The organism is Pseudomonas sp. HS6-2 (assembly GCF_049325675.2).
Taxonomy (GTDB): Bacteria; Pseudomonadota; Gammaproteobacteria; order Pseudomonadales; family Pseudomonadaceae; genus Aquipseudomonas; species Aquipseudomonas putida_N.
Map to the genome: position 1 here is coordinate 3,999,329 of NZ_CM143906.1, position 26,720 is coordinate 4,026,048.

18 protein-coding genes are annotated in these 26,720 nt (G+C 63.4%); 9 read left to right on the forward strand and 9 right to left on the reverse strand.

Features of this window, described 5'->3' with window-relative positions:
- Positions 1-92: 92 nt before the first annotated feature.
- The gene (locus tag ACOKS3_RS18545; protein WP_422763521.1) at positions 93-1,460 is read left to right on the forward strand and encodes an NAD(P)-dependent oxidoreductase; all 1,368 of its coding nucleotides are present in this window, start codon (positions 93-95) and stop codon (positions 1,458-1,460) included.
- On the forward strand, positions 1,461-2,735 hold the full coding sequence (gene preA / locus ACOKS3_RS18550; protein WP_422763520.1) for an NAD-dependent dihydropyrimidine dehydrogenase subunit PreA: 1,275 nt from the start codon (positions 1,461-1,463) through the stop codon (positions 2,733-2,735).
- A 40-nt stretch (positions 2,736-2,775) separates the two neighbouring features.
- On the opposite strand, the gene ACOKS3_RS18555 is transcribed toward preA, so the two are convergent.
- From ACOKS3_RS18555 to gnd, 7 genes are all read right to left on the reverse strand, one after another.
- On the reverse strand, positions 2,776-3,396 hold the full coding sequence (locus ACOKS3_RS18555; RefSeq protein ID WP_103448289.1) for a TetR/AcrR family transcriptional regulator: 621 nt from the start codon (positions 3,394-3,396) through the stop codon (positions 2,776-2,778).
- Entirely contained in the window at positions 3,396-3,752 is a 357-nt protein-coding gene (locus tag ACOKS3_RS18560) for a VOC family protein (protein WP_422763519.1), read from the reverse strand. The genes ACOKS3_RS18555 and ACOKS3_RS18560 overlap by 1 nt, the downstream gene beginning before the upstream one ends.
- Before the next feature lie 59 nt (positions 3,753-3,811).
- A complete protein-coding gene (locus ACOKS3_RS18565; protein WP_103448092.1) occupies positions 3,812-4,099 on the reverse strand; it encodes a HigA family addiction module antitoxin in 288 nt (95 codons plus the stop codon).
- 15 nt (positions 4,100-4,114) lie between these two features.
- Positions 4,115-4,393, reverse strand: coding sequence for a type II toxin-antitoxin system RelE/ParE family toxin (locus ACOKS3_RS18570; RefSeq protein WP_103448093.1), 279 nt, complete (start codon positions 4,391-4,393; stop codon positions 4,115-4,117).
- A 106-nt stretch (positions 4,394-4,499) separates the two neighbouring features.
- Complete coding sequence (locus tag ACOKS3_RS18575) at positions 4,500-6,296, reverse strand: glycoside hydrolase family 15 protein (RefSeq protein WP_422763518.1); 1,797 nt, start codon at positions 6,294-6,296, stop codon at positions 4,500-4,502.
- Between the two features lie 128 nt (positions 6,297-6,424).
- A complete protein-coding gene (gene zwf, locus ACOKS3_RS18580; RefSeq protein WP_422763517.1) occupies positions 6,425-7,930 on the reverse strand; it encodes a glucose-6-phosphate dehydrogenase in 1,506 nt (501 codons plus the stop codon).
- Entirely contained in the window at positions 7,930-8,910 is a 981-nt protein-coding gene (gene gnd / locus ACOKS3_RS18585) for a phosphogluconate dehydrogenase (NAD(+)-dependent, decarboxylating) (protein ID WP_103448096.1), read from the reverse strand. The genes zwf and gnd overlap by 1 nt, the downstream gene beginning before the upstream one ends.
- A 204-nt stretch (positions 8,911-9,114) precedes the next feature.
- Here gnd and ACOKS3_RS18590 point away from each other — a divergent pair, with 204 nt between their 5' ends.
- The 7 genes from ACOKS3_RS18590 to glgX all read left to right on the forward strand — a co-directional run bounded on the left by ACOKS3_RS18590 (position 9,115) and on the right by glgX (position 20,528).
- Complete coding sequence (locus tag ACOKS3_RS18590; RefSeq protein ID WP_165837327.1) at positions 9,115-9,282, forward strand: DUF6026 family protein; 168 nt, start codon at positions 9,115-9,117, stop codon at positions 9,280-9,282.
- A 521-nt stretch (positions 9,283-9,803) separates the two neighbouring features.
- On the forward strand, positions 9,804-11,363 hold the full coding sequence (gene glgA / locus ACOKS3_RS18595) for a glycogen synthase GlgA (protein ID WP_103448097.1): 1,560 nt from the start codon (positions 9,804-9,806) through the stop codon (positions 11,361-11,363).
- A 13-nt stretch (positions 11,364-11,376) separates the two neighbouring features.
- The gene (treZ, locus tag ACOKS3_RS18600) at positions 11,377-13,119 is read left to right on the forward strand and encodes a malto-oligosyltrehalose trehalohydrolase (protein ID WP_422763516.1); all 1,743 of its coding nucleotides are present in this window, start codon (positions 11,377-11,379) and stop codon (positions 13,117-13,119) included.
- A complete protein-coding gene (malQ, locus tag ACOKS3_RS18605; RefSeq protein ID WP_103448099.1) occupies positions 13,116-15,185 on the forward strand; it encodes a 4-alpha-glucanotransferase in 2,070 nt (689 codons plus the stop codon). Before treZ ends, malQ begins: the two co-directional genes overlap by 4 nt.
- On the forward strand, positions 15,182-17,956 hold the full coding sequence (locus ACOKS3_RS18610) for a malto-oligosyltrehalose synthase (protein ID WP_422763515.1): 2,775 nt from the start codon (positions 15,182-15,184) through the stop codon (positions 17,954-17,956). Before malQ ends, ACOKS3_RS18610 begins: the two co-directional genes overlap by 4 nt.
- A 14-nt stretch (positions 17,957-17,970) precedes the next feature.
- Positions 17,971-18,237 carry a DUF2934 domain-containing protein gene (locus ACOKS3_RS18615; RefSeq protein ID WP_103448101.1) on the forward strand — a complete coding sequence of 89 codons (267 nt, stop codon included), beginning with the start codon at positions 17,971-17,973 and terminating at the stop codon, positions 18,235-18,237.
- 137 nt (positions 18,238-18,374) lie between these two features.
- Positions 18,375-20,528, forward strand: coding sequence for a glycogen debranching protein GlgX (gene glgX / locus ACOKS3_RS18620; protein WP_422763514.1), 2,154 nt, complete (start codon positions 18,375-18,377; stop codon positions 20,526-20,528).
- A gap of 169 nt (positions 20,529-20,697) precedes the next feature.
- Here glgX and ACOKS3_RS18625 read toward each other — a convergent pair whose 3' ends face one another.
- Positions 20,698-23,433 carry an RHS repeat domain-containing protein gene (locus ACOKS3_RS18625; RefSeq protein WP_422763513.1) on the reverse strand — a complete coding sequence of 912 codons (2,736 nt, stop codon included), beginning with the start codon at positions 23,431-23,433 and terminating at the stop codon, positions 20,698-20,700.
- Positions 23,434-23,581: 148 nt separating this feature from the next.
- The gene (locus tag ACOKS3_RS18630) at positions 23,582-26,524 is read right to left on the reverse strand and encodes an RHS repeat domain-containing protein (protein ID WP_422763512.1); all 2,943 of its coding nucleotides are present in this window, start codon (positions 26,522-26,524) and stop codon (positions 23,582-23,584) included.
- Between the last annotated feature and the right edge of the window lie 196 nt (positions 26,525-26,720).

Here is a 26,720-nt window from a genome sequence, read left to right on the forward strand (position 1 = left end):
TGACCCGCATTGCCGTACCAGCCCCCAGAGGCCGGGCGGCGCCGTATTGCCGTTGACTGCCACAACCAAAAAAGAAAAGAGAGGCTACAACCGTGATCGATGCCCTGAACCATTTGCCGCGCCCGCGTGCCGGCAGCGACCAACTGGCCGAGCGCTTCACCGACCTGGCCCCGCCGCTCACCGCCCGCCAGGCTGCGGTCGAGAGTGCCCGCTGCCTGTACTGCTACGACGCCCCTTGCGTGAACGCCTGCCCGAGCGAAATCGACATCCCGTCGTTCATCCACCGCATCAGCGACGAGAACCTGCAAGGCGCCGCCGAGCGTATCCTCTCGGCCAATATCCTCGGTGGCAGCTGCGCCCGCGTGTGCCCCACCGAAATCCTCTGCCAACAAGCCTGCGTGCGTAACAACGCCCAGGAATGCGCCCCGGTGCTGATTGGCCAGTTGCAGCGCTACGCCTTGGACAATGCCCACTTCAGCGAGCACCCGTTCAAGCGCTCACCCGCCACCGGCAAGCGCATCGCCGTGGTCGGTGCCGGCCCCGCCGGGCTGTCGTGTGCCCATCGCCTGGCCATGCATGGCCATAACGTGGTGGTGTTCGAGGCCTGCGAGAAAGCCGGCGGCCTCAACGAATACGGTATCGCCCGCTACAAGCTGGTGGATGACTACGCCCAGCGCGAAGTGGAATTTCTGCTCGGCATCGGCGGTATCGAGATCCGTCACGGCCAGCGCCTGGGCGCCAACCTTGGCCTGGGCGAGTTGCGCGACCAGTACGACGCAGTGTTCCTCGGCCTGGGCCTGAACGCCGTGCGCCAGCTCGGCCTGGCCGACGAAGAAGCCCCTGGCCTGCTCGCCGCCACTGCATACATCCGCGAACTGCGTCAGGCCGACGACCTGGCGCAACTGCCACTGGCCGACCGCTGCCTGGTGATCGGTGCCGGCAACACCGCCATCGACATGGCCGTGCAGATGAGCCGCCTGGGTGCCCGCGACGTCAACCTGGTGTACCGCCGTGGCCACGGCGACATGGGCGCCACCGGCCATGAGCAGGACATTGCCAAGGCCAATCAGGTGCGCTTGCACACCTGGGCCCGCCCCGATGCCGTGCTGCTCGATGACGACGGCCGTGTTTGCGGCATGCGCTTCATGCGTACCGAACTGGCCGACGACCGCCTGCGCGACACTGGCGAAACGTTCGAGCTGGCCGCCGACGCCATCTTCAAAGCCATCGGCCAACACTTCGACGATGCCAGCCTCGGCGACCCGGTCGCCGCGCAACTGGCCCGCGACGGCGAGCGTATCCGCGTCGATGACCACATGCGCACCAGCCTCCCAGGCGTGTACGCCGGCGGCGACTGCACCGCTCTGGGCCAGGACCTCACCGTCCAGGCCGTGCAACACGGCAAGCTGGCCGCCGAAGCCATCCATGCCCAACTCATGCTCAACGTGGAGGCAGCGTAAATGGCCGACCTGTCCATCGAATTCGCCGGCATCAAGGCGCCCAACCCTTTCTGGCTGGCCTCCGCGCCACCGACCGACAAGGCCTACAACGTGGTCCGCGCCTTCGAAGCCGGCTGGGGCGGCGTAGTCTGGAAGACCCTGGGCGAGGACCCGGCGGCGGTCAACGTGTCGTCACGTTATTCCGCGCACTACGGCCCCAACCGCCAGGTGCAGGGCATCAACAACATCGAGCTGATCACCGACCGTTCGCTGGAGATCAACCTGCGGGAAATCACCCAGGTGAAGAAGGACTGGCCCGACCGCGCACTGGTCGTGTCGCTGATGGTGCCCTGCGTGGAGGAGTCGTGGAAGTTCATCCTGCCACTGGTGGAAGCCACCGGCGCCGATGGCATCGAGCTGAACTTCGGCTGCCCCCACGGCATGCCTGAACGCGGCATGGGGGCGGCAGTCGGCCAGGTGCCGGAGTACGTGGAGATGGTCACCCGCTGGTGCAAGCTGCACTGCTCGCTGCCGGTGATCGTCAAGCTCACGCCAAACATCACCGACATTCGCCAGTCGGCCCGTGCGGCCCATCGCGGTGGCGCGGATGCGGTGTCGCTGATCAACACCATCAACTCGATCACCAGCGTCGACCTGGACCGCATGGTCGCCCACCCCATCGTTGGCGACCAGAGCACCCACGGCGGTTACTGCGGCTCGGCAGTCAAGCCTATCGCCCTGAACATGGTTGCCGAAATCGCTCGCGACCCGGAAACCCGAGGCTTGCCGATCTGCGGGATCGGCGGGATCGGCAACTGGCGCGATGCTGCCGAGTTCATCGCCCTGGGCAGCGGTGCGGTGCAAGTGTGCACGGCGGCGATGCTGCATGGCTTCCGCATCGTCGAAGACATGAAAGATGGCCTGGAACGCTGGATGGACCAGCACGGCCACCGCAACCTGGAGGCCTTCCGCGGCCAGGCCGTGGGGCACACCACTGACTGGAAGTACCTGGACATCAACTACAAGTCGGTGGCGCAGATCGACCAGGAGGCGTGCATTGGTTGCGGGCGTTGCCACATCGCCTGTGAGGACACCTCGCACCAGGCGATTGCCAGCACGCTGAAGGCAGACGGGACGCATGCCTACAGCGTGATCGAGGACGAATGCGTGGGCTGCAACCTGTGCCAGATCACCTGCCCGGTGGAGAACTGCATCGAGATGGTGCCACAGGATACCGGCAAGCCTTACCTGAACTGGACCCAGGATCCGCGCAACCCCTACCGCGAGGCCAGCTGAATACTGGCGGTCGATGGGGCTGCTTCGCAGCCCCATCCACTCATGGCTCCAGCCCGATACCGCGCAAGATCACACAGGTCACCGTCTGCACCGCACTCTCGAATGCCATGTCCGACAAAGGCTCACCCTCGTTCAGCAACATCACTTGATAACCAAAATCGGCATAGTGCTGGGTCGACGCCCAGATCATGTAGAGCAGCGCCGAAGGTTCCACCGGCAGGATGCGCCCCTCCGCCACCCAGCGACGGATCTTGTCTTCCTTGAGTTTCGCCCAAGGCACCAGGCTCTCAGCGAGGTTCACCCCCAGCACCGGTGCCCCATGCAGCATTTCCTCGGCCCAGATCTTCGAGCCCAGCGGCCGTGAACGTGAGTGGCCCATCTTGGCGCGAATGTAGCTGGTCAACACCACCCGCGGGTCATCGAAGTTCTCGAAGCACAGCGCGTCCTGTTTCCACACATCCAGCAGGTCCTGCAGCACTGCGCGGAACAACTCGTCCTTGGTGCTGAAGTAGTAGTGCAGGTTGGAGCGCGGCAGCTCGGCCTGTTCGGCAATGTCACCCATCGAGGTGGCGCCGTAGCCTTTTTCGGCGAACACCTTTTCCGCTGCGATGAGGATTTTCTCGATATTGCGACGGCGGATTTCGATCTTGTGGTTGGCCATCAGGCTTGGGCCGTCCACACAGCGAGTTCGTACCCGTCCGGGTCGATGAAGTGGAAACGCCGGCCACCCGGAAAGGCAAAGGTTGCCCGGCTGATGCTTGCCCCGGCCGCCTCGACCCGCTGTAGCGTGGTTTCCAGGTCGTCCGCATACAGGATCACCAGTGGCCCGCCCGGCCGCACCGCTTCGCCGGTGGAGAAGCCGCCGGTCAAGCGACCATCGCTGAACTCGGTGTAGGTCGGCCCGTAGTCGGTGAAGCGCCAGCCGAACACGCTGCCGTAGAAAGCCTTGCTCCGTGCGATGTCGCTGACGTTGAACTCGATGTTGTCGATCTGCCGATCGTGGCCACGAACGCTCATGCGTGCTCCTTGCCGAATGGGGTTGCCTTAGTCTACTCCGGTACGTTCACCCGATAGAATCAGGCCGCCTGAAACAACCGGGTGATTACGGGCTGATGGCGATGGCGAGCCTGCCAGATGTCATAGTCGGCCTGAATGGCCAGCCACAGCCGTGCAGTGCTGATACCTGCCATTTCCAGGCGCACTGCCAAGTCTGGCGACATGGCCGCGCGGCCATGCAGTACCCGCGAAAGCGCTTCTCGAGAAAAACCCAGATGCGCTGCGAAGTCCTTAACCGTCAGGCCAAGCGCTGGCAAGACATCCTCACGCAAGGTTTCGCCGGGATGCGGCGGATTGTGCAAAGGCATGATCAGCCCTCCTGTTCAGTGATAATCAAGGTAATCGACCAATTCGGCATCCGAACCCACGAAACGAAAGATCAACCTCCAGTTACCGGAAACACTCACTGACCAGAAGCCCGAAAGCTCACCCTTGAGCGGATGCAGTTGCCAGCCTGGCAGACTCAAGTCCTGCGCAACGATGGCGCGGTCGAGAAACTGCAGCTGCCGCTGCAAGCGTTTTGCGTGAGTGGCCTGAATACCCCGGGTGTTACCCGTTTCGTAGAAGAATCGCAGTCCCTTGTGTCGAAAACTGATGATCATGGGTAGCTCGCCGCGTCCATTTGGGAGACAGCCAGAGTGTGACCCCATGCATCACACGAAGCAAAGTATCATGTGTGACGCAATGCGTCACACACTAAGTTGATCCCTAGCCACAACGTGCCCGATCGCGCACCGGGCACTCTGCCCGGTGCAGGTTCAGCGCCGTGTTGATGATGCCGATATGGCTGAACGCCTGGGGGAAGTTGCCGAGCATGCGCTTGCCAGCAGGGTCGTACTGTTCGGCCAGCAGGCCGACGTCGTTGCATAGCCCGGTGAGCTTTTCGTACAGCGCCCGGGCCTCGGCCTCGCGCCCCAGCAGCACGTACACATCCGCCAGCCAGAACGAGCACACCAGGAACGTGCCCTCCCCCGGCGTCAGCCCGTCGCTGCAGCTGTCGCTGTCATAGCGCAGCAGCAGGCCATTCTTCAGCAGGCGCTGCTCGATCTGCGCCAAGGTGCGCTGAAAGCGTGGGTCCTCGGCTGGCAGGAAACCGGTCAAGGCGATCTGCAACAGGCTGGCGTCCATCTCACTCGAACCGTAAGCCTGGACGAAGTGCTGGCCGCTGTCATCGAGCCCGCGCGCGCAGACCTCCCGATGAATCTCGTCAGCCACCTGCCGATAGTGGCGGCCATGCTCACGGCCTTCCTCGGTGGTGTCGGCCAGCCCCGCCGCACGGTCGAAGGCGACCCAGGCCATGACCTTGGAGTGGACGAAATGCTGACGGCCACCGCGCACTTCCCAGATACCTTCGTCAGGGTCGCGCCAGATGCGCTCGACATAAGGCAGGATCAGCCGGGAGATCGCCGCACTGCGCGGGTGGCGCGGCAGGCCGCCCTTGATCGCCTGGGTCATGGCATCGGCCAGTTCGCCATAGATGTCCAGCTGCACCTGTTCCGACGCGGCATTGCCGACCCGCACCGGCTGCGAGTGTTCGTAGCCGGCCAGCCAGGGCAAGGTGTACTCGGTGAGGTCGCGCTCGCCGGCCAGGCCATACATGATCTGCATCTGTTCAGGGTTGCCGGCCACCGAGCGCAGCAGCCATTCGCGCCAGGCCTGGGCTTCGTCGAAATAGCCGAGGTTCATGAACGCCAGCAAGGTCATGGTGGCGTCGCGCAGCCAGCAGAAGCGGTAATCCCAGTTGCGCTCGTGACCGATGCGTTCGGGCAGCGAGGTGGTGACCGCTGCGACGATGCCGCCGGTGGGCGCGTAGGTCATGGCCTTTAGGGTGAGCAGCGAACGGCGGACCAGGCCGGTGTAGGGGCCGACCTCGGGACAACGGTCGGCAAACGCCTGCCAGTGGGTAAGGGTGTGATGCAGCGCCTGGTCGATGTCGCAGTCGGGTTGCACCGGTAAGTGCGAGGGCTGGTGACGCATGCTGAAGAGCTGGCGCTCACCAGCCCCCACGCGAAAACGGGCGACGGTGTGGTGGTCGAGGCCGTGGGGTACCACGCTGCTGCGCAGGATCACACGATCGGGGCCGGCCACCGCGCTGAGCGTCAGCGGGTCGATTTTCTCTACCCACGGCACGCTGCGACCGTAGTCGAAGCGCAGCACCAGGTCCATTTCAAAGTTGGTCTCGCCGGACAGCCCCTCGACGATGCGCACTACCGAGTTGACCTCGTCCAGCGGCATGAAGTCGAGCACCCGGGCGCGGCCGCTGGCGGTGACCCAGGTGGTTTCCAGCACCAGAGTGTCGCCCAGGTACTGGCGGCTGCAGTGCTCGACGGGGTCGCTGGGTGCCAGGCGCCAGCGGCCGTTCTCTTCGTTGCCCAGCAGCGCGGCAAACACGGCCGGGGCGTCGAAGCGCGGCAGGCATAACCAGTCGAGCGAGCCATCGCGGCTGACCAAGGCGGCGCTGCGACAATTGCCGAGCAGGGCGTAGTCTTCGATGTGGGCGGGCATTCAACCTCCTTTATGAGGTTGCCTGTGCCGGCCTCTTCGCGGGGCAAGCCCGCTCCTACAGGGAGTTGCGTACTCCTGTAGGAGCGGGCTTGCCCCGCGAAGGGGCCCGAGCAGGCAACAAAGCACTGTCACCCCAGCTTGTGCCACTCGCGCTTGTCGCGAGTCAGCAGTTCATTGCCTTCTTCGGGGCCATCCTGCCCTGCCGGGTACTCATGCACCTCGCCCCCCTGGGCCCAGGCATCGAGGAATGGCTGTACCGCGCGCCAGCCATTCTCGATGTTGTCGGCCCGCTGGAACAAAGTCTGGTCGCCGGTCAGGCAGTCATAGATCAGCGTTTCGTAACCCGTGGCCGGGGTCATCTTGAAGAAGTCCTTGTAGGCAAAGCCCAGCTCGATGTTCTCCATCACCAGCTCCGGCCCTGGCCGCTTGGCCTGCAGGTCGAACCACATGCCTTCGTTGGGCTGGATCTGGATCTTCAGGTAATTGGGCTTGGGCCGTTCCAGTTCCGACTCGCGAAACTGCGCGTAGGGCGCCGGCTTGAAGCAGATGGCGATCTCGGTGTCGCGTACGCTCATGCGCTTGCCGGTACGCAAGTAGAACGGCACCCCGGCCCAGCGCCAGTTGTCGATCATCACCTTGAGCGCCACGTAGGTTTCGGTCTGGCTGTCGGCTGCGACGTTGTTTTCCTGGCGATACCCCGGCAGCGGCTTGCGGCCCTGCCTGCACGCCACGTATTGGCCACGCACCGAGTTCTTCAGGGCCATCTTTGCCGACCAGGGGCGGATGGCACCGATCACCTTGGCCTTCTCGCCACGCACGGCATCGGCGCCAAACGCCGCCGGTGGCTCCATGGCCACCATCGCCAGCAGCTGGAACAGGTGGTTGGGTACCATGTCACGCAGGGCACCGGTGGTGTCATAGAACGCGCCGCGGGTCTCGACACCAACCGTCTCGGCGGCGGTGATCTGTACATGGTCGATGTAGTGGTTGTTCCAGAACGACTCGAACAGGCCGTTGGAGAAACGGCTGACCAGAATGTTCTGCACCGTTTCCTTGCCCAGGTAATGGTCGATGCGGTAGATCTGCCGCTCGCTCATCACCTTCAGCAGGCAGGCATTGAGCGCCTCGGCACTGGCCAGGTCGGTGCCGAAGGGCTTTTCCACCACCACACGTCGGAAGCCGCCGGCAGACTCGTCGAGCAGGCCGGCTGCGCCCAGGCGTTGAGCCACCTCGGGGAAGAAGCGCGGCGAAGTGGCCAGGTAAAAGATGGCGTTGCCGTGGCTGGTTTTTTCGATACGTTTGGCCAACGCCGCATAGGTCGCAGGGTCGAGAAAGTCGCCAGTCTGGTAGTCCAGACGTTTCGCCAGCCGGGCCCAGAGTTTTTCGTCCAGGCATTTGGCAGCGCCCTCGCCGCCTTTGTCGCGTTCCTGCATGAAGGCATGCAGGCGCCCGGCGAATTCATCGGCCGTGGCCGGGTTGTGGTCGACGCCGACAATGCGCAGGTTGCGGTCCAGCAAACCGTCACGGCTGAGGTTGTAAAGCGCCGGCATCAGCAGGCGCTTGACCAGGTCACCGTTGGCGCCAAACAGCAACAGCGTGCAGGGCGGAGCAGCAGGAATGGTCTGTTTGCTCATCAGTCTTTTTTCTCGACGTGGCCACCGAAGCCCAGGCGCATGGCCGAGAGAATCTTGTCGCCATAGGTGCCCTGCTGCTGACGCGAGCGGAAGCGGGCGAACAGCGCGCTGGACAGCACCGGCACCGGCACCGCTTGTTCAACGGCGGCGTCAATGGTCCAGCGACCTTCGCCGCTGTCGGACACCGAGCCACTGAACTGCGCCAGCTGTGGGTCCGCTACCAGCGCATCGGCGGTGAGGTCGAGCAGCCAGGAGGTGACCACGCTGCCACGTCGCCAGACCTCGGCGATCTCGGCCACGTTCAGGTCGAAGCGCTGGTCTTCCGGCAGCTCGTTGCCGCCCTTGCTGCGCAGCAGGTCGAAGCCTTCGGCGTAGGCCTGCATCAGGCCGTACTCGATACCGTTGTGCACCATCTTCACGTAATGCCCGGCGCCCGGTGGGCCGGCATGGATGTAGCCGTGCTCGGCACGCTGGTGCTCACCGTTGCGGCCGTGGGTACGCGGAATGTCGCCGACACCCGGTGCCAGCGCCTTGAACAGCGGTTCCAGGCGCTCGAAGACCTCCTGCTCGCCACCGATCATCATGCAGTAACCGCGGTCCAGGCCCCAGACACCGCCAGAGGTGCCGACGTCCAGGTAATGCAGGCCGCGCTTGCTCAGCTCGGCCGCACGGCGCATGTCATCCTTATAGAAGGTGTTGCCACCGTCGATGATGGCATCGCCCGGCTCCAGCAGCTCGGCCAGCTGGGCGATGGTCTGCTCGGTAGGCTCGCCCGCCGGCAGCATCACCCACACCGCGCGTGGCGCCTTGAGCTTCTGCACCAGCGCGCCGAGGTCATGGGCGCCCAGGGCGCCCTCGCGATGCAAGGTATCGACGGCATCACGGTTACGATCGTGCACCACGGTTTGGTGGCCGGCGCGCATCAGCCGCCTTGCGATATTGCCGCCCATGCGGCCCAGCCCGACGATTCCCAATTGCATGAGCCGATGCTCCCCTTTCGAAATGGATGACAAACACAGTTCAACTTTCCAGATTAGTCCAGCACGACGCCTGAGGGTTCAGCGACGAACGGCGCGACAACGTTAAACAAAAAAGTTCCCATGAGCCGAGAAAGAATTCAGAATGCGCGCCGCGTGAAGCGACTACGCTTTAACTGTCACCAGCCAAAACCGCGAGGTGTGCTCATGGGTACCTTGATGCCTGCTACTCCAACCCAGACCCTCTATGTCTCCGTGCGCCGCGATGAGCTGCGTAAACTCAAGGACGAACGTGACCAGCTGCGCCAGCAGGTTGCTCAGTTGCATATGTTGCTGGAACAGGCGCGTAGCGACGGCAAAACCGTCAGCCTCTGATTTATCCCCTCCCCGGTGGGAGCTTCCCGCTCCCACACTGCTGAAATCTCGCCCCATCATGGTGCGCAACACGCTGGCCGGCCACCCGATGGCGCACGCGTAAATTAGCCCTGCCCCACCCTAGAACACCTCGGTTCACATTCGGTCACACACGCCAACGTTTGCGTCTATCTCGCGTCATAACGAAAGTGACCAATGGGTCACTTTTTTATCTCCCGCTCTCCTACACTCAGGTTTCGGCCCGCCATTTGCTCAGAGGAAGAGCGACGTAAAAAAGTCGAACTTTTGGAAACGGGGGCGTGTCAGCTACTGAGTAGGCCAAACGCAAAAGGACTTCCTTCGCACGGCCCGCCTACCCCAGCCAGTCCAATCGCCGTCGGCCGGAATGCTGATCGCGTTGTGCCTGTGCGCACGACTTCGGGGCATGGATCGCTTTACGCAACGACAAAATTCAGAGAGACCAACACGAAAGATCGCAACGGGTGCCAGCACCCTGCCAACACTTAGGGACGGAGAGAAGTATGATCAGTGCCGCTGTCGAGCCTCACGTAGATTCATTCAACCCGGACAACCGCGAACCGCTCACCCCGGACTTCGCCAAGACAGGCACGGCACCCGGCGCCCAGCGCCAGCACAACCCGAACAAGCGCAAAATCCTGTTCGTCACCTCTGAAATTGCTGATCTGGTCAAGACCGGCGGCCTCGGCGACGTGTCTGCGGCGCTGCCCCGCGCGCTGGCGCACCTGCACGATGTGCGGGTGCTGATCCCCGGCTACCGCCAAGTGATGGAAAGCGATAACCCGATTCATATCGTCGGCGAACTCGGCGGCCACGCGGCCCTGCCACCGTGCAAGATCGGCCGCATGGACATGGCCGACGGGCTGGTCATCTACGTGCTGATCTGCCCCGAGCTGTACCAACGCGACGGCACCCCCTATGGTGCCAACAATGGCCGCGACTGGCCCGACAACCATATCCGTTTCGCCCGCCTGGGCCTGGCCGCAGCCGAGATCGCGGCCGGCGAAGGCAAGATCCACTGGAAGCCCGAAGTGGTCCATGCGCATGACTGGCCCGCCGGCCTGGCGCCGGCCTACATGCACTGGCGCGGGCTGAACACGCCGACCTTGTTCACCATTCACAACCTGGCCTATCAGGGCGTCTACAGCCGCGGCTGCAGCCCAGAGCTGGCGATCCCCGACCATGCCATGCAACAGGAAGGCATGGAGTTCTACGGCAAGCTGTCGTTCCTCAAGGCCGGCCTTGCCTACTCCAGCCACATCACCACGGTCAGCGCCACCTACGCCCAGGAAATCACCACCCCGGAATTTGGCTGCGGGCTCGATGGTTTCCTGGCCAGCAAGGCCCAGCAAGGCCTGCTCGGCGGCATCCCCAACGGCATCGACGAAAGCTGGGACTCGGCCACCGACCAGCACTTGCAACACAACTTCAGCATCAATGACTGGGACGGCAAAGCTCGCAATAGCGCCGAAGTGCGCAAACTGTTCGAACTGGAGCCGTCCGAAGGGCCGCTGTTCGCCGTGGTCTCGCGGCTGGTCTACCAGAAAGGCCTGGACCTGACCCTTGGCGTTGCCGACTACATCGTCGGGCAAGGTGGGCAGATCGCGATCATCGGCCGCGGTGAGCCGGAAGAAGAGCAGGCCATGCGTGAACTGGCCCTGCGTCACCCAGGCCGCATCGGCGTGCGCATCGGCTTCAACGAAACCGACGCCCGGCGCATGTTCGCCGGCAGCGACTTCTTGCTGATGCCCTCGCGCTACGAGCCCTGCGGCCTGAGCCAGATGTACGCCCAGCGCTTTGGTTCGCTGCCGGTGGCACGCAACACCGGTGGCCTGGCCGACACCATCGAGAACGGCGTCACTGGTTTCCTGTTCGATGAGTCGACTGTCGACAGCTACCGCGAAGCCCTGAGCCGGGCGTTCTACATCTACAGCAAGAAGGACCTGCTCAATGCCATGCGCTGCCTGTCGATGACCCAGCCGTTCAACTGGTGCCAGGCAGTGGAGCCCTACGCGCGCCTCTACGAGGACCTGGTCAAGCAGGCACACCTGAGCCACTACTGAGCGGGGGTCGAAGATGCACAGGCATGGCGCACACCTGCTCGACGCCACGTCGGCGCGCTTCGCCCTATGGGCGCCCGATGCGCGCAGCGTGAGCCTGGAACTGGAGCAGCAGCCGGCCATCGGGCTGCTGCCCGATGGCGACGGCTGGTACACGGGAGTTGCCCCGTGCCAGGCCGGTGACCGCTACCACTACCGTATCGACGGCAAGCTGCAGGTAGCCGACCCGGCGTCGCGCTACCAGCCCGAAGGGGTGCACGGGCCGAGCCAGGTCGTGGACACCGGCGCCTACGCCTGGCAGCACCCCTGGCAAGGGCGGCCGTGGCATGAAGCGGTAATCATGGAGCTGCACGTCGGCGTGCTCGAAGGCTATCCAGGTGTCGCCCGGCAGTTGCCGCGGCTGGCCGAACTGGGCATCAGTGCCATCGAGCTGATGCCCCTGGGCCAGTTCCCCGGCGAGCGCAACTGGGGCTATGACGGTGTGCTGCCCTATGCGCCGCAGCACACCTATGGCAGCCCCGAGCAACTGTGCGCACTGGTGGACCGCGCCCACGGCCTGGGGCTGATGGTGCTGGTAGATGTGGTCTACAACCACTTCGGCCCGGACGGCAACTACCTGCACCAGTACGCCAGCCCGTTCTTCCGCGAAGACCGCCAGACGCCTTGGGGCGCGGCCATCGATTTTCGCCGCCGCGAGGTGCGCGATTACTTCATCCAGAACGCCCTGATGTGGCTGTGCGACTACCGCTGCGACGGCCTTCGCCTGGATGCCGTGCACGCCATCGACCAACCCGACTTCCTCATCGAACTGGCGCAGCGGGTGCGCGCCGCCGTCGAGCCCGGCCGGCATGTGTGGCTGGTGCTGGAGAATGAGCACAACCAGGCCACGCTGCTCGAACAGGGTTTCGATGCCCAGTGGAACGACGATGGCCACAACGCCCTGCATGTGCTGCTGACCGGGGAAACCGAAGGGTACTACGCCGACTACCAGGAAAAACCCATCGACAAACTGGCCCGCTGCCTGTCCGAAGGCTTCGTGTTCCAGGGCCAGGCCAACCGCCACGGCACGCCACGCGGCGAACCCAGCGGGCACCTGGCGCCAAGTGCCTTCGTGCTGTTCCTGCAGAACCATGACCAGGTCGGCAACCGTGCCCTGGGCGAACGCCTGACGCGCCTGTGCCCGCCTGCGGCCCTGCGTGCGGCCACCGGCCTGTTGCTGCTGGCGCCGATGATCCCGTTGCTGTTCATGGGCGATGACGATGGCAGTTGCCGGCCGTTCCTGTTCTTCACCGACTTCCACGACGACCTGGCCGACGCCGTGCGCGAGGGCCGGCGCGGCGAATTCGCCCACTTCAAGGCATTCGCCGACCCCGAGCAACGCGAACACATACCCGACCCCAATGCCGAACAGACCTTTGAGGCATCGCGGCCGCAAAACAAGGAAGTCATCGCCGGCTGGCACGGCCTTTATCAGCAGCTGCTCGACCTGCGCCGGCGCCATGTCATCCCCCACCTGCCCGGCAGCCGCGCCCTGGGCGCCGAGGTGCTGGGCGACAAGGCGCTCACTGCGCGCTGGCAGCTAGGCGATGGCAGCACCCTGCGCATCGACCTGAACCTGGCCGCCGCGCCCCAGGCGGTCGCCCTGCCCGCCGTCGAGCGGCGCCTGTTCGACAGCAGCGACACCACTCACCCCGACACTGCGCTGTCCGCCCACAGCTGTGTGGTCAGCCTGCTATCACCTGGCCAGGAGCGCCCATGAGCGAAACCGCCTTGCACCGACTGGCCGCCCGCGTCGGGCTGGCCCGCGACTGGATCGACGCCAACAACCGGCCACAACAGGTCAGCGACGAGGTGCTGCGCAAGGTCCTCGACGGCCTGGGCCACCCCGCCGGCGACGAGCCTGCCATCCAGGCCAGCCTGCGCGCCGTGGAAGCCGCCGAAGACGCCGAACACCTGCCCCCGCTGATCACCGCCGAACTTGACCAGCCGCTGCCCTTGCGCCGCTACTTCCCGCCGGGCAGCGCCGTGCGCTGTACCCTGGAAAGCAACCGCCTGCAGTACCTGACCCTCGATGCCCAAGGCAACCTGCCCGGCGGCCTGCCGGTCGGCTATCACCTGCTGCAGATCAACGAACGCAGCTTCACCCTGGCCGTGGCACCGCCGCGCTGCCACAGCCTGGCAGACGCGGTCGCCGAACCGTCGCCGCGCTGCTGGGGCCTGGCGGTGCAGCTCTACAGCCTGCGACGCAGCGGCGATGGTGGCTACGGCGACTGCCTGGCCCTGGAACAACTGGCGCGCAGCGCCGCCGAGCGCGGTGCCGATGCCCTGGCGATCAGCCCGATCCACGCGCTTTCGGCCGTCGATCAGCAATACTACAGCCCCTACTCGCCGTCCAGCCGCCTGTTGCTCAACACCCTGTACGCCAGCCCCTCCGCGCTGCTGGGCGAGCGTGCCGTGCGCATGGCGATCGAGGCCTGTGGCCTGGAGCAAGTGCTCGAAGACCTGGAGCAGCGCCCGCTGGTGGACTGGCCCCGAGCCGCCGACGCTCGCCTGCGCCTGCTCGAAGCGCTGTACCAGGATTTCAGCCAGGCCGACCACCCGCTGCGCAAGGACTTCGACAGCTTCCGTAAGGCACGTGGCCAGGCCCTGGAACATCACTGCCGCTTTGAAGTGCTGCAGGCGCAAGCCGTCGAGCATGGCCTGGGCGCCGACTGGCGCAACTGGCCCAGCGCCTGGCACGACCCGTACCACCCGGAAGTCGAGGCCTTCGCCAACGCCTACCCGGCCAAGGTCGAGTTCCATGCCTTCTGTCAGTGGCTGACCGAGCGCAGCCTGCAACGCGCCCAGCACGCCGCACGTAGCAACGGCATGGCGGTCGGCCTGATCGCCGACCTGGCCGTTGGAGCCGATGGTGCCGGCAGCCAGGCCTGGAGCCGCCAGGACGAGCTGCTGGCCAACCTCAAGGTCGGCGCGCCGCCCGACATCCTCAATCGCTCGGGCCAGGACTGGGGCATCTGCGCTTTCTCCCCCGAGGGCCTCAAGCGCAACGGCTACCGCGCCTTCATCGAGATGCTGCGGGCCAACCTGGCCCATGCCGGCGGCCTGCGCATCGACCATGTCATGGGCCTGCGCCGTCTGTGGCTGATTCCCCGGGGCTGCAAGCCTGCCGAGGGCGCCTACCTCAACTACCCGCAGGAAGACCTGCTGCGCCTGCTGGCCCTGGAGTCGGTGCGCCACCAGGCGATCATCCTCGGCGAAGACCTCGGCACCGTGCCCGAGGGCCTGCGCGAACAGCTGGCGGCCAAGGCCGTGCTGGGCATGCGCGTGCTGCCTTTCGAGCAGACCCAGCCCGGCCACTTCAAGCCGATTCTCGACTGGCCGGACGACGCCCTGGCCACCACCGGCACTCACGACCTGGCGCCGCTGGCCGGCTGGCTGCAAAGCCGCGACATCGACTGGAGCCAGCGCCTGCATCTGATCGACGCCGCCACCGAACTGCACTGGCGCCATACAAGGCAGAAGGAATGCGAAGGCCTGCGCCGCACCCTGGAAGCCAACTATGGCCCGCAAGAGGACAATGACGCCTTGATCGATGCCGCCATCCGCTACGTAGGCCACACCCGCGCGCCGTTGGTGCTGATCCCGCTGGAAGACCTGCTCGGCAGCGACGAGCAACCTAACTTGCCCGGGACTACCAGCGGCCACCCCAACTGGCGTCGGCGCTTCGCCGCGCCGGTGCGCGAGCTGCTCGACGACGAAGATGCCGCACGGCGCCTGGAGCTGCTGGCCCAGGCCCGTGAGCAAGCCTGGGAGCGCGACCGATGAAGCCATTGACCGCGACCCTGCGCCTGCAATTTCACAGCGACTTCACCCTCGATGACGCCGTGCCACTGGTGCCGTATTTTGCCCAGCTGGGCATCAGCCACCTGTATGCCTCGCCCATCCTCAAGGCCCGCGCCGGCTCGCGCCACGGTTACGACGTGGTCGACCCGACCTGCGTCAACCCCGAGCTGGGTGGCGAGGCCGCGTTGCAACGGCTGGTGGCTGCGCTGCGCCAGCACGGCATGGGGCTGATCCTCGACACGGTGTCCAACCACATGGCCGTGGGCGGCGCCGACAACCCCTGGTGGCAGAGCCTGCTGGCCTGGGGCCGGCGCAGCCCCTACGCGGAGTTCTTCGACATCCAGTGGCACTCCAGCGACCCACTGCTGGCCGGGCAGTTGCTGCTGCCGTTCCTTGGCAGCGACTATGGCGCGGCGCTGAAGAACGGTGAAATCCCGCTGCAATTCGACAAGCCATCGGGCCTGCTGCAGATCGCCCACTACCAGCACCGCTTCCCCATCTGCCCGCTGGACTATGGCTGGATACTGGCGCAGAGCCCCGAGCCTGCACTAAAGGCCCTGGCCGAGCATTTCACCGCGCTGCGCGATGCGCCTGAGCCACTGGCAGACGCCCTGCCCCTGCACGCCGAACTGGCACGCCTGGTGCGCGAAGGCGCGGACCTGGAATCGGCCCTGATCGCCTTCGACAGCCGCAGCGAAAACGGCTTCAAGCGCCTGCACTTGCTGCTCGAACGCCAGACCTACCGCCTGGCCAGTTGGCGCACCGCCGCCGATGACATCAACTGGCGGCGCTTCTTCGACATCAACGAACTCGGCGGCCTGCGGGTGGAGCGTGCCGTGGTGTTCGAGGCGACCCACGCCAAGCTGTTCGAACTGATCGAGCGCGGCCTGGTGGACGGCCTGCGCATCGACCATATCGACGGCCTGGCCGACCCGCGCGGGTACTGCCGCAAGCTGCGTCGCCGGGTCGACAGCCTGCTTGCCAGGCGCCCGTTGCAGGCCGCGCTGGAGCACTTCCCGATCTACGTGGAAAAGATCCTCGGCACCGACGAACACCTGCACCGCGACTGGCTTACCGACGGCACCACCGGCTACGAGTTCATGAACCAGGTCTCGCTGCTGCAGCACGACCCGGCCGGCGAAACGCCGCTGACCGAGCTGTGGGCCACCGTCAGCGAACGCCCCGACTTCGCCGAGGAAGTGCGCCTGGCGCGCCACCTGGTGCTCAACGCCAGCCTGGCCGGCGACTGCGAATCCGTGGCCCAGGCCCTGCTGCAGGTCGCCCGCGACGACCTGATGACCCGCGACCTGACCCTCGGCGCGATCCGCCGCGCACTGCAGGCGCTGGTTGCGCATTACCCTGTCTATCGCACCTACTTCAACGCCTGCGGACGCCCGGCAGAGGACGAACGCTTCTTCCAACAGGCCCTGGCCAATGCCCGCAGGGACCTGGGTGAAGCCGACTGGCCACTGCTCGACCAGCTTGAGCAATGGCTTGGTGGCCAGCCTTGGCGCCAGATGGCCCCGGGCCGGCCGCGCAAGCACCTGCGCCATGCCTGTGTGCGCTTCCAGCAGCTCACCGCCCCCAGTGCCGCCAAGGCCGTGGAGGACACCGCCTTCTATCGTTCGGCGCGGCTGTTGTCGCGCAACGATGTCGGCTTCGAGGCCGAGCGCTTCAGCGCCGGCACCGAGCATTTCCATAACGAGGCCCAGCGTCGCCTGCGCGACTTCCCCGACAACCTGCTCGCCACCGCCACCCACGACCACAAGCGTGGCGAAGACAGCCGCGCGCGCCTGGCTGTACTGAGCGAGCGCGGCCCATGGTTGGCCAGTCGTGTCGAGCACTGGCGCGAGCTGGCTGCACCGCTGCGCGAGCAACTGGACGACGGTGTGGCACCCAGCCCCGGCGACGAACTGCTGCTGTTGCAGACGTTGCTGGGCAGCTGGCCACTGACCCTCGACCTGCACGACGACAACGCGCTGCGCCAGTACGCCGAACGCATCCGCCAATGGCAACAGAAGGCCCTGCGCGAAGCCAAGCTGCGCAGCAGCTGGAGCGCGCCGAACGAGGCCTATGAAGCGGCCTGCGCCGCCTATGTCGACGGACTGCTGCTGGATCGGGAAAACCAGCAGCTGCGCCAGTCGCTGGCGGATGCTGCACAACTGATCGCCTGCCCCGGCGCCCTCAACGGCCTGGTCCAGAGCCTGCTGCGCATGACCGTGCCGGGTGTGCCCGACCTGTACCAGGGCAACGAGTACTGGGATTTCAGCCTGGTCGACCCGGACAACCGCCGCGCCGTGGACTACGCTTGCAGGCGCCGCACCCTGGACGATGCCACCGCGCCCGCCGAGCTACTGGCGCAATGGCGCGACGGCCGCATCAAGCAGGCCCTGATCGCCCGGGTGCTGGACTGCCGCCAGGCCAATGCCGAGCTGTTCCGCCGCGGCGCCTATCTGCCGCTGAACGTGCAGGGCCGGCATGCCGAGCAGGTCATCGCCTTCGCCCGCCTGGGTGAAAGCCAACGCGCCATCGTTATCGCCCCGCGCCTGGCCAGCGGCCTGCTCGGCGGCGCCACTACACCGTTGATCCCGGCACAGAACTGGGACGACACCCGGGTGATCCTGCCGTTTGCCTTGTCGCCTGCCACTTGGACTGGACTTTTCGGTACAGCCGCTGTCAGCCCTACAAAGGAGCTGATGTTGAGCGCGGCTCTGTCGCAATTTCCGCTCAACCTGTTGATTGAACATGCATAGCATTCAGGAGCGTCGTGATGAGTGTCGAAGAAAAACGAGTACGCGAATTTGCTTACCAGATCTGGGAATCGGAAGGTAAGCCGGAGGGGCAAGAGGAGCGCCATTGGGAGATGGCCCGCAAGCTTGCCGAAGCCGAGGCGTTGGCACCCAAGGCAGAACCGCGCAAGCGGGCACCGGCCAAGCCCAAGGCGCCTGCCGAGCCCAAGGTCACTGCCCTGCCTGCGGCAAAAACGCCTGCCGCCAAGAAGCCTCGCGCAGTGAAGAAGCCCACCGCAGGTTAAGCCTGTGCGGGCCTCTTCGCGGGGCAAGCCCGCTCCTACAGGGGGACGCAATATCCTTTAGGAGCGCGCTTGCCCCGCGAAGCGGCCCTCACAGGTCCCCGCAGTCCCCCCATCACCACGGCCAATCGAGGACCGCCATGAGCCCCCGTACCCCGAAGAAAACCCGCTCCGTCGCCCCGTCGCGTATCCGCGAAGGCCTGCCCTTCCCCCTGGGCGCTACCTGGGACGGCCTGGGGGTCAACTTTGCCCTGTTCTCGGCCAACGCCACCAAGGTCGAACTGTGTCTGTTCGACTCCACCGGCGAGCAGGAAATCGAGCGCATCGAACTGCCCGAGTACACTGACGAGATCTACCACGGCTACCTGCCCGATGCTCATCCCGGGCTGGTCTACGGTTACCGCGTGTACGGCCCTTACGAGCCGGAAAACGGCCATCGTTTCAACCCCAACAAATTGCTGATCGACCCCTATGCCAAGCAACTGGTCGGCAGCCTGAAATGGTCCGAGGCACTGTTCGGCTACACCATCGGCCACCCGGACGGCGACCTGTCGTTCGACGAGCGCGACAGCGGGCCCTTCGTGCCCAAATGCAAGGTTATCGACCCGGCCTTCACCTGGGGCCGCGACCAACCCGTGCAGGTGCCCTGGGAACGCACGATCATCTACGAAGCCCACACCCGCGGTATCAGCATGCGCCACCCGGCGGTGCCAGAAGAACTCCGCGGCACCTTCGCAGGCCTTGCCAACGACGAGCTGCTCAAGCACATCAAGGACCTGGGCGTGTCGAGCATCGAGCTGCTGCCGATCCACGCCTTCGTCAACGACCAGCACCTGCTGGAAAAAGGCCTGAACAACTACTGGGGCTACAACAGCATCGCCTTCTTCGCGCCGCACCCGCGCTACCTGGCCAGCGGCAAGATCGCCGAGTTCAAGGAGATGGTCGCGCACCTGCACGACGCCGGCCTGGAGGTGATCCTCGACGTAGTCTACAACCACACCGCCGAAGGCAACGAACGCGGCCCGACCCTGTCGATGCGCGGCATCGACAACGCCTCGTACTACCGCCTGATGCCCGACGACAAGCGCTTCTACATCAACGACTCCGGCACCGGCAACACCCTCGACCTCAGCCACCCGCGGGTGCTGCAACTGGTCACCGACTCGCTGCGCTACTGGGCCGGGGAAATGCGCGTGGACGGTTTCCGCTTCGACCTGGCGACCATCCTCGGCCGCTACCACGATGGCTATAGCGAGCGCCACGGATTCCTCGTCGCCTGCCGCCAGGACCCGATGCTCAGCCAGGTCAAGCTGATCGCCGAACCCTGGGACTGCGGCCCTGGCGGCTACCAGGTGGGCAACTTCGCGCCCGGCTGGGCCGAGTGGAACGACCGCTTCCGCGATACCGCACGGGCCTTCTGGAAAGGCGACGAAGGCCAACTGGCCGATTTCGCCGCACGGATCACCGCTTCGGGAGACATGTTCAACAACCGCGGGCGCCGGCCGTATTCCTCGGTCAACTTCATCACCGCCCACGATGGCTTCACCCTGCGTGACCTGGTGTCGTACAACAGCAAGCACAACGAAGACAACGACGAGAACAACCAGGACGGCACCGACAACAACCTGTCATGGAACTGTGGTGCTGAAGGCCCCACCGACGACCCTGAAATCAACGCCCTGCGCATGCGCCAGATGCGCAACTTCTTTGCCACGCTGTTACTGGCTCAGGGCACGCCGATGATTGTCGCCGGCGATGAATTCAGCCGCACCCAACATGGCAACAACAACGCCTACTGCCAGGACAGCGAGATCGGCTGGGTCAACTGGGACCTGGACGATGAAGGCAAGGAACTGCTGGCCTTCGTCAAGCGCCTGACTCGCCTGCGCCTGGCATACCCGGTGCTACGCCGCTCGCGCTTCCTGGTCGGCGATTACAACGAAGCGATCGGGGTCAAGGATGTGACCTGGCTGGCGCCGGATGGCAGCGAGATGAGCGTGGAGCAGTGGGAAGACCCGCACGGCCGCTGCCTGGGCATGCTGATCGATGGCCGCGCGCAGGTCAGTGGCATCGCGCGACCGGGGTCGGAGGCGACCATGCTGTTGATCGTCAATGCGCACCATGATGTGGTGCCGTTCCTGCTGCCGGCAGTGCCCGAAGGCGAGTACTGGAGCTGCCTGATTGATACCGACCGGCCAGAGATGCGCAAGCCGCAACACCTGCAGTTCGACAGCACCTTCGAAGTCAAAGGCCGGTCGTTGCTTTTGATGGTATTACAGCGCGAGGAGGAGTAGTGATTCAGCCTGCCTGAGCTTGCTCTGGAAATTCGATACCTAATGTTGGGCAGCTAAAAACACGATCCGAAGCACGCTGCCCATTGCTACATAGCCGAAAGAGAGCCGAAGACATGAGCACAGTCACTCATCTGAAAGGTATTCATCACACTCGCCAATGCTCGATTGTTTACGCCTTTTCCGCGAACTCTCTTCTTGCTGCAGAACGACGTCGTTTCTCGTCACCGATACGAACCTGATTAACCCCGATCTCCTCACGTATCACTAAACCGTGATAGGCGCTTACCACCACATCGGGGAAGCCTCTGTCTCTAAAAGAGTTGAGGAGAGCTTGGCCAAACGAATGCTGTACGCCGCTGACCTCCTCAAAGGCAAATGAATTGGGCGTGACTGCATCAGCGCCGTAGCACGAAAGGGAGCGGACATCTTTGAAGTCAGTACGCAGCCCGCTTTCAATAAGAAATGTTACAAGCTGATTCGTCGTAAAGGTTTCAGTCTCATGCGTAAGGCGATTATCACCCGCTAGCCCGTGCCCCCACAGGTAGAGTTTACTCTTTTCTGGATCAAGGCCGGCCAGCGTCGACGCTACAGACTCAAATCTTGTATCCCTGATCACACTATGATCAAGCTCAAGTACCTCAAGTACTTCTCGACTGAATTTGACTTTGCTGCGAGCGGTTTGTCTAAGTATCTCATCCGATGCTGTAGAGACCTTGCGTTCGAAATCAGCAAGCGTCACAAGGTGCCTGTCGACGTCAGCTTTGGCTTTTCGTTCGTCAGCTTTCCTCCGAACCTCTAAGTGATTCTTCAGCTCGTCATCGGCGACAAGAATAGTCCTGAGTGTTTTCCGCTTACTTGCTCGCTGAAAATTAAGTTCATATGCAATCTCTCGGAGGTTGCCCTTCACAAACGGGATAAGGATATACCCTTCTTTCTGTGATTCCATTCCATTGGGGTCATGCAGCGTCGCGGGATTGTTACGCACCATCCGATAAAGATTGAGCCCATCTACCGTTTTGGCTGGGTCAGCATTCAGCCAGCGGCCAGCCCACGGCTGGTAATAGCGATAACCGTAGTAATACAGTCCTGTCGCATCGCGCTCTTTACCGGAGTAACGAATGGTTTTGTATTCGGCTTCGATCTGGCTGCGCGCCGTCCATACGGACGTGCCGCCGAACGGGTAGTATTCCTCTTGGCTAATGACCGATCCTTGCCCATCCAGCTCCAGCCCGCTGCTGCCAATCAGGTAGTGATAGCTGTAGCGGACCTGATCATTGTTCAGGCCTGCCGGCAAGCCACTGGCCCAGTGCAGGACTTGTACTTGCGCACCGCCCCCTGCTGCAACCTTGATTACATGCAGGCGGGTATCTTCATCGGTGTCGCGCAATTCCAGGCCATCCAGATACAGCACTCGCTGAGATTGAGTGACACCCACTGCCTGCTGCTCGTTCACCTTGAGCAGGCGCATCCCGTCACCCCCATAGCGGTACCACTCGCGATCATCCGCGCCCGCCTCACGTTCGATCGGTTTCACCTGCGCCAACTCACCCCGCGCATTCCAGCGCAGGTCCTGTCCGGCCAGCAGCTCCAGTTGATGGCCACCGGCATCGAACAATTCATCCACCTGCTCAGGCAACAGGCCCTCACGCGCCAGCACTGCACGGTTGCTGCGGTTGGAGACGGTCATTCGAGTGGTGTAGGCGTTGTTGCTGGCCGGGGCGCTGTGTTGGATCTGGGTGAGGTTGCCCGCGCGGTCGTAGCTGTAGCGGCGCGTGTAATTTGTGAGGGCGCTCTCGTCGGTTGGCAAAGGAACCAGCACATCAGGCAACTGTGGCCCCTGAGCACCACGTCCGATCATCTCCCGCCCCGTTGCCTGCACCAGTTGGTACAGGCTGTCGTAGGTGAACGTACTCTCTGCCGTTACCTTCTGATTGCGCCAGAAGCGGGTAGCTTCGGCGTCATTGCGCACACTCTGCACATTGCCCACCGGGTCGTAATGGTAGTGCAGGTCCTGCAGCGTCGTGGCAGCGGAGATCTGCGTGCCCGGGCGCTGCACACGAATGCCTGTCAGCCTTTGCGTCATTGGGTCGAGGCCGTAGTCCGTGATTACCCCATTACCATGGACTGCCTGCTGCTTGTGGCCCGATGGCGAATAACACAATGAAGCAACGATCGCCTGCTCGGCCTGGCCTTGCAGGGTCAGCCAACTGCCTCGCAACTGCCCGGCAACGTCATAGGCCTGGCGCTGCTGGTGGCCCCGCGCATCCGTCTGGGTCAACTGGATTCCCGTGGCATCGAGCGTACGCAACGTCACGTAGCGCTCTGGCTCCAGGGTGCTCTGCCATGCTTGCTCGTCTTCACCCGCCCAGTCCGCCTCGTCTTCGCCTGCAAGCACGCGGCGAGACTGGGCCAGCGCTGCACCGGTGAGCGCGAGGTTTTGCAGTTCGATGAGGCCTGCGGTGTCGTAATGGCGAACGCACTGACCCGCAAGGTTGCGGTTCTTTTCGCCTGGGCTCAGGCCTGCCCAGCGATAGCGCTCTGCGACACGCGGCAGCGCTTCGCCAGCGCCCTGCTCCGTCACGGCCAGCAGCCTGCCGGGTAGCGAAGGTACTTCATGGAAGCACGCTTGGCTGACGCCGGTAGCACTGACCGCCAGCAGCGGACGCCCGGCCACGTCAGGCAGGGCCACGCTCGAGCCGGCATCGACACTTTCGGTGTAAAGAGGTCGCCCAGACAAGTCGCTGTGCCAGCGAAAGTTCGGGGTAGCCGTTTCGGCAAGGCGCGGGTCACGGCTTAGTGCAAGATGACCACGGGCATTGTACTGATGCCGGGTGATGTGCAATTCAACGACGTCTGCGGCATCGTTACGATAACTGTCGACCTCGCGTACGGGTAAACCGCGCACGCAAAGTACCACCAACCTGGGAGTGCCAGCGTGCAAAGCTGGGGCATTCAAAGAGGCCATGGCCAAGATCGCTCAAGTGATTTTAGGCACGGCCCCCGTTTGAACATCGCGGGCATGCTCAATTCCTTTCCCTTAACTCCTTCGAGCCCTAGAACACTCTAGAACAACGTGAGCGGCGAAGGCTTACACTACCAATCTCACTCATCTTCCCATACTGACTACTCCATACTACCCCGTGATAACCGGTCACTTTCACGTTTGAAAACCCCATTCCCCTCAAGGCATTACGTAAAGTGCGTGCGAAAGGTTGCCGAATAGGATCCGCATCAAAATCCACGGCAGAAGCGTCCGCCAGTTCTTCAAGCTCAAACGAGGTGGGACTGCGACTATCTCCGCTGTTGCATGAACTGACCCGGATATCGACAAAATCCCTAGGGAGCCCACCCTCCCGCAGGCGGGTAGCGATTTCTCCTGCATCGATCTCCGTTGATCCCTCAACATCGTCCGCGCCCAGCGTAGGGTCTCCAGGGGCCCCGTGCCCGGTAATATAGAGTTTGGCATTATTGCTATCGAGCGATGCGAAGCCGTTCGGCGAATTGCCAATTATGACATTTAAAGCATCAAGGACACTCTGGTATTGATTGGCATGATGCCTTCGTGATTGCAATTTATCCGCATGCAAATCCCGATCGATCACCGAGGCTATGAGGGCGCTGCCCGCTACAAGTACTGCGCCACCAACAGCTCCCGCCATAGCCCATTGGGTACCGAATGCTGCACTACTGAACGTACCACCGAGGGTTGCACCAGCTGCGGACTGCAGAACATTGTGCTTGGCTGTACGCATCTGCTTCTCGGCCGCTTTCTTTTCACGAGACTGCATTTCTATGCCTATTTGCCTTCTGTTGAACTTTACAAGAAGCTCAAATACCGACCTAGAGGACTCGTTATCAACGATAATTGTATATGGAGGCTTGCCCTTACGATATCGAACCAAATTTTCATTCAGGATCTGCCTTACAACGTCTCCCTCCACCAACGGGGCGTAAATATAGCCATCTTTAGAACTATTACCATTGGGATCATGCAAGGTGCTCGGGTTATTCCGGACCATCCGAAAAAGATTCAATCCTTCCAACGCACCCATGGGGTCCACACTTAGCCAGCGCCCGCTCCACGGCTGATAATATCGGGCTCCATAGTAATAAAGCCCGGTTTTATCGCATTCTTTGGCGGAAAATCGGAGCGTTTTGAAGCTCGCTTCCATGTCGTTACGGGCAGTCCAAACCGCCGTACCTCCGAACGCATAGTACTCTTCGAGTGAAATCACTTGCCCTTGCGCATCCAATTCCATACCGTTGCTGCCAATCAGGTTGTGATAGCTGTATCGAACTTGATCATTGTCCAGCCCTGCCGGCAAACCACTGGCCCAGTGCAGAACTTGCACTTGCGCACCGCCCCCTGCCGCAACCTTGATTACATGCAGGCGGGTATCTTCATCGGTGTCGCGCAATTCCAGGCCATCCAGATACAGCACTCGCTGAGATTGAGTGACACCCACTGCCTGCTGCTCGTTCACCTTGAGCAGGCGCATCCCGTCACCCCCATAGCGGTACCACTCGCGATCATCCGCGCCCGCCTCACGTTCGATCGGTTTCACCTGCGCCAACTCACCCCGCGCATTCCAGCGCAGGTCCTGTCCGGCCAGCAGCTCCAGTTGATGGCCACCGGCATCGAACAATTCATCCACCTGCTCAGGCAACAGGCCCTCACGCGCCAGCACTGCACGGTTGCTGCGGTTGGAGACGGTCATTCGAGTGGTGTAGGCGTTGTTGCTGGCCGGGGCGCTGTGTTGGATCTGGGTGAGGTTGCCCGCGCGGTCGTAGCTGTAGCGGCGCGTGTAATTTGTGAGGGCGCTCTCGTCGGTTGGCAAAGGAACCAGCACATCAGGCAACTGTGGCCCCTGAGCACCACGTCCGATCATCTCCCGCCCCGTTGCCTGCACCAGTTGGTACAGGCTGTCGTAGGTGAACGTACTCTCTGCCGTTACCTTCTGATTGCGCCAGAAGCGGGTAGCTTCGGCGTCATTGCGCACACTCTGCACATTGCCCACCGGGTCGTAATGGTAGTGCAGGTCCTGCAGCGTCGTGGCAGCGGAGATCTGCGTGCCCGGGCGCTGCACACGAATGCCTGTCAGCCTTTGCGTCATTGGGTCGAGGCCGTAGTCCGTGATTACCCCATTACCATGGACTGCCTGCTGCTTGTGGCCCGATGGCGAATAACACAATGAAGCAACGATCGCCTGCTCGGCCTGGCCTTGCAGGGTCAGCCAACTGCCTCGCAACTGCCCGGCAACGTCATAGGCCTGGCGCTGCTGGTGGCCCCGCGCATCCGTCTGGGTCAACTGGATTCCCGTGGCATCGAGCGTACGCAACGTCACGTAGCGCTCTGGCTCCAGGGTGCTCTGCCATGCTTGCTCGTCTTCACCCGCCCAGTCCGCCTCGTCTTCGCCTGCAAGCACGCACCGAGACTGGGCCAGCGCTGCGCCGCTGAGCGCGAGGTTTTGCAGTTCGATGAGGCCTGCAGTGTCGTAATGGCGCACGCACTGACCGGCAAGGTTACGGTTCTTTTCCGCCGGGCTCAGGCCTGCCCAGCGGTAGCGCTCTGCGACACGCGGCAGCGCTTCGCCAACGCCCTGCTCCGTCACGGCCAGCAGCCGGCCGGGTAGCGAAGGTACTTCATGGAAGCACGCTTGGCTGACGCCGCTAGCACTGACCGCCAGCAGCGGACGCCCGGCCACGTCAGGCAGGACCACGCTCGGCCCGGCATCGACACTTTCGGTGTACAGAGTTCGCCCAGCCAGGTCGCTGTGCCAGCGAAAGTTTGGGGTAGCCGTTTCGGCAAGACGCGGGTCAAGGCTTTGCACAAGGTTGCCGCGGGCATCGTGCCAATGGCGGGTGATGCGCAGCTCAACGGCTTGTGTTGCCTGCTCCCGATAGCACGCGAGTTCACCCACCGGGAAACCACGAGGGCAGAGCACTGCCAGGCTAGGAGTGCCTGCATGTAAAGCAGAGGAATTGAAAATAGCCATGGCTGAATTCCATTTCGCTGGTGCGGATGCTTTGATCTACCCGGTAAGCATCAATACAAGCTCTACGACACATCAGCCATACGCCTCCCTTATGGCAAGCGTAGACACACAAAGCAGTCCGCGCGAGCCAGACTGAACCTCACTTACCAGTGCCTGTCCCTTGTAGGAGCAGCAACCCTAGCAGCAGCCATTGAGG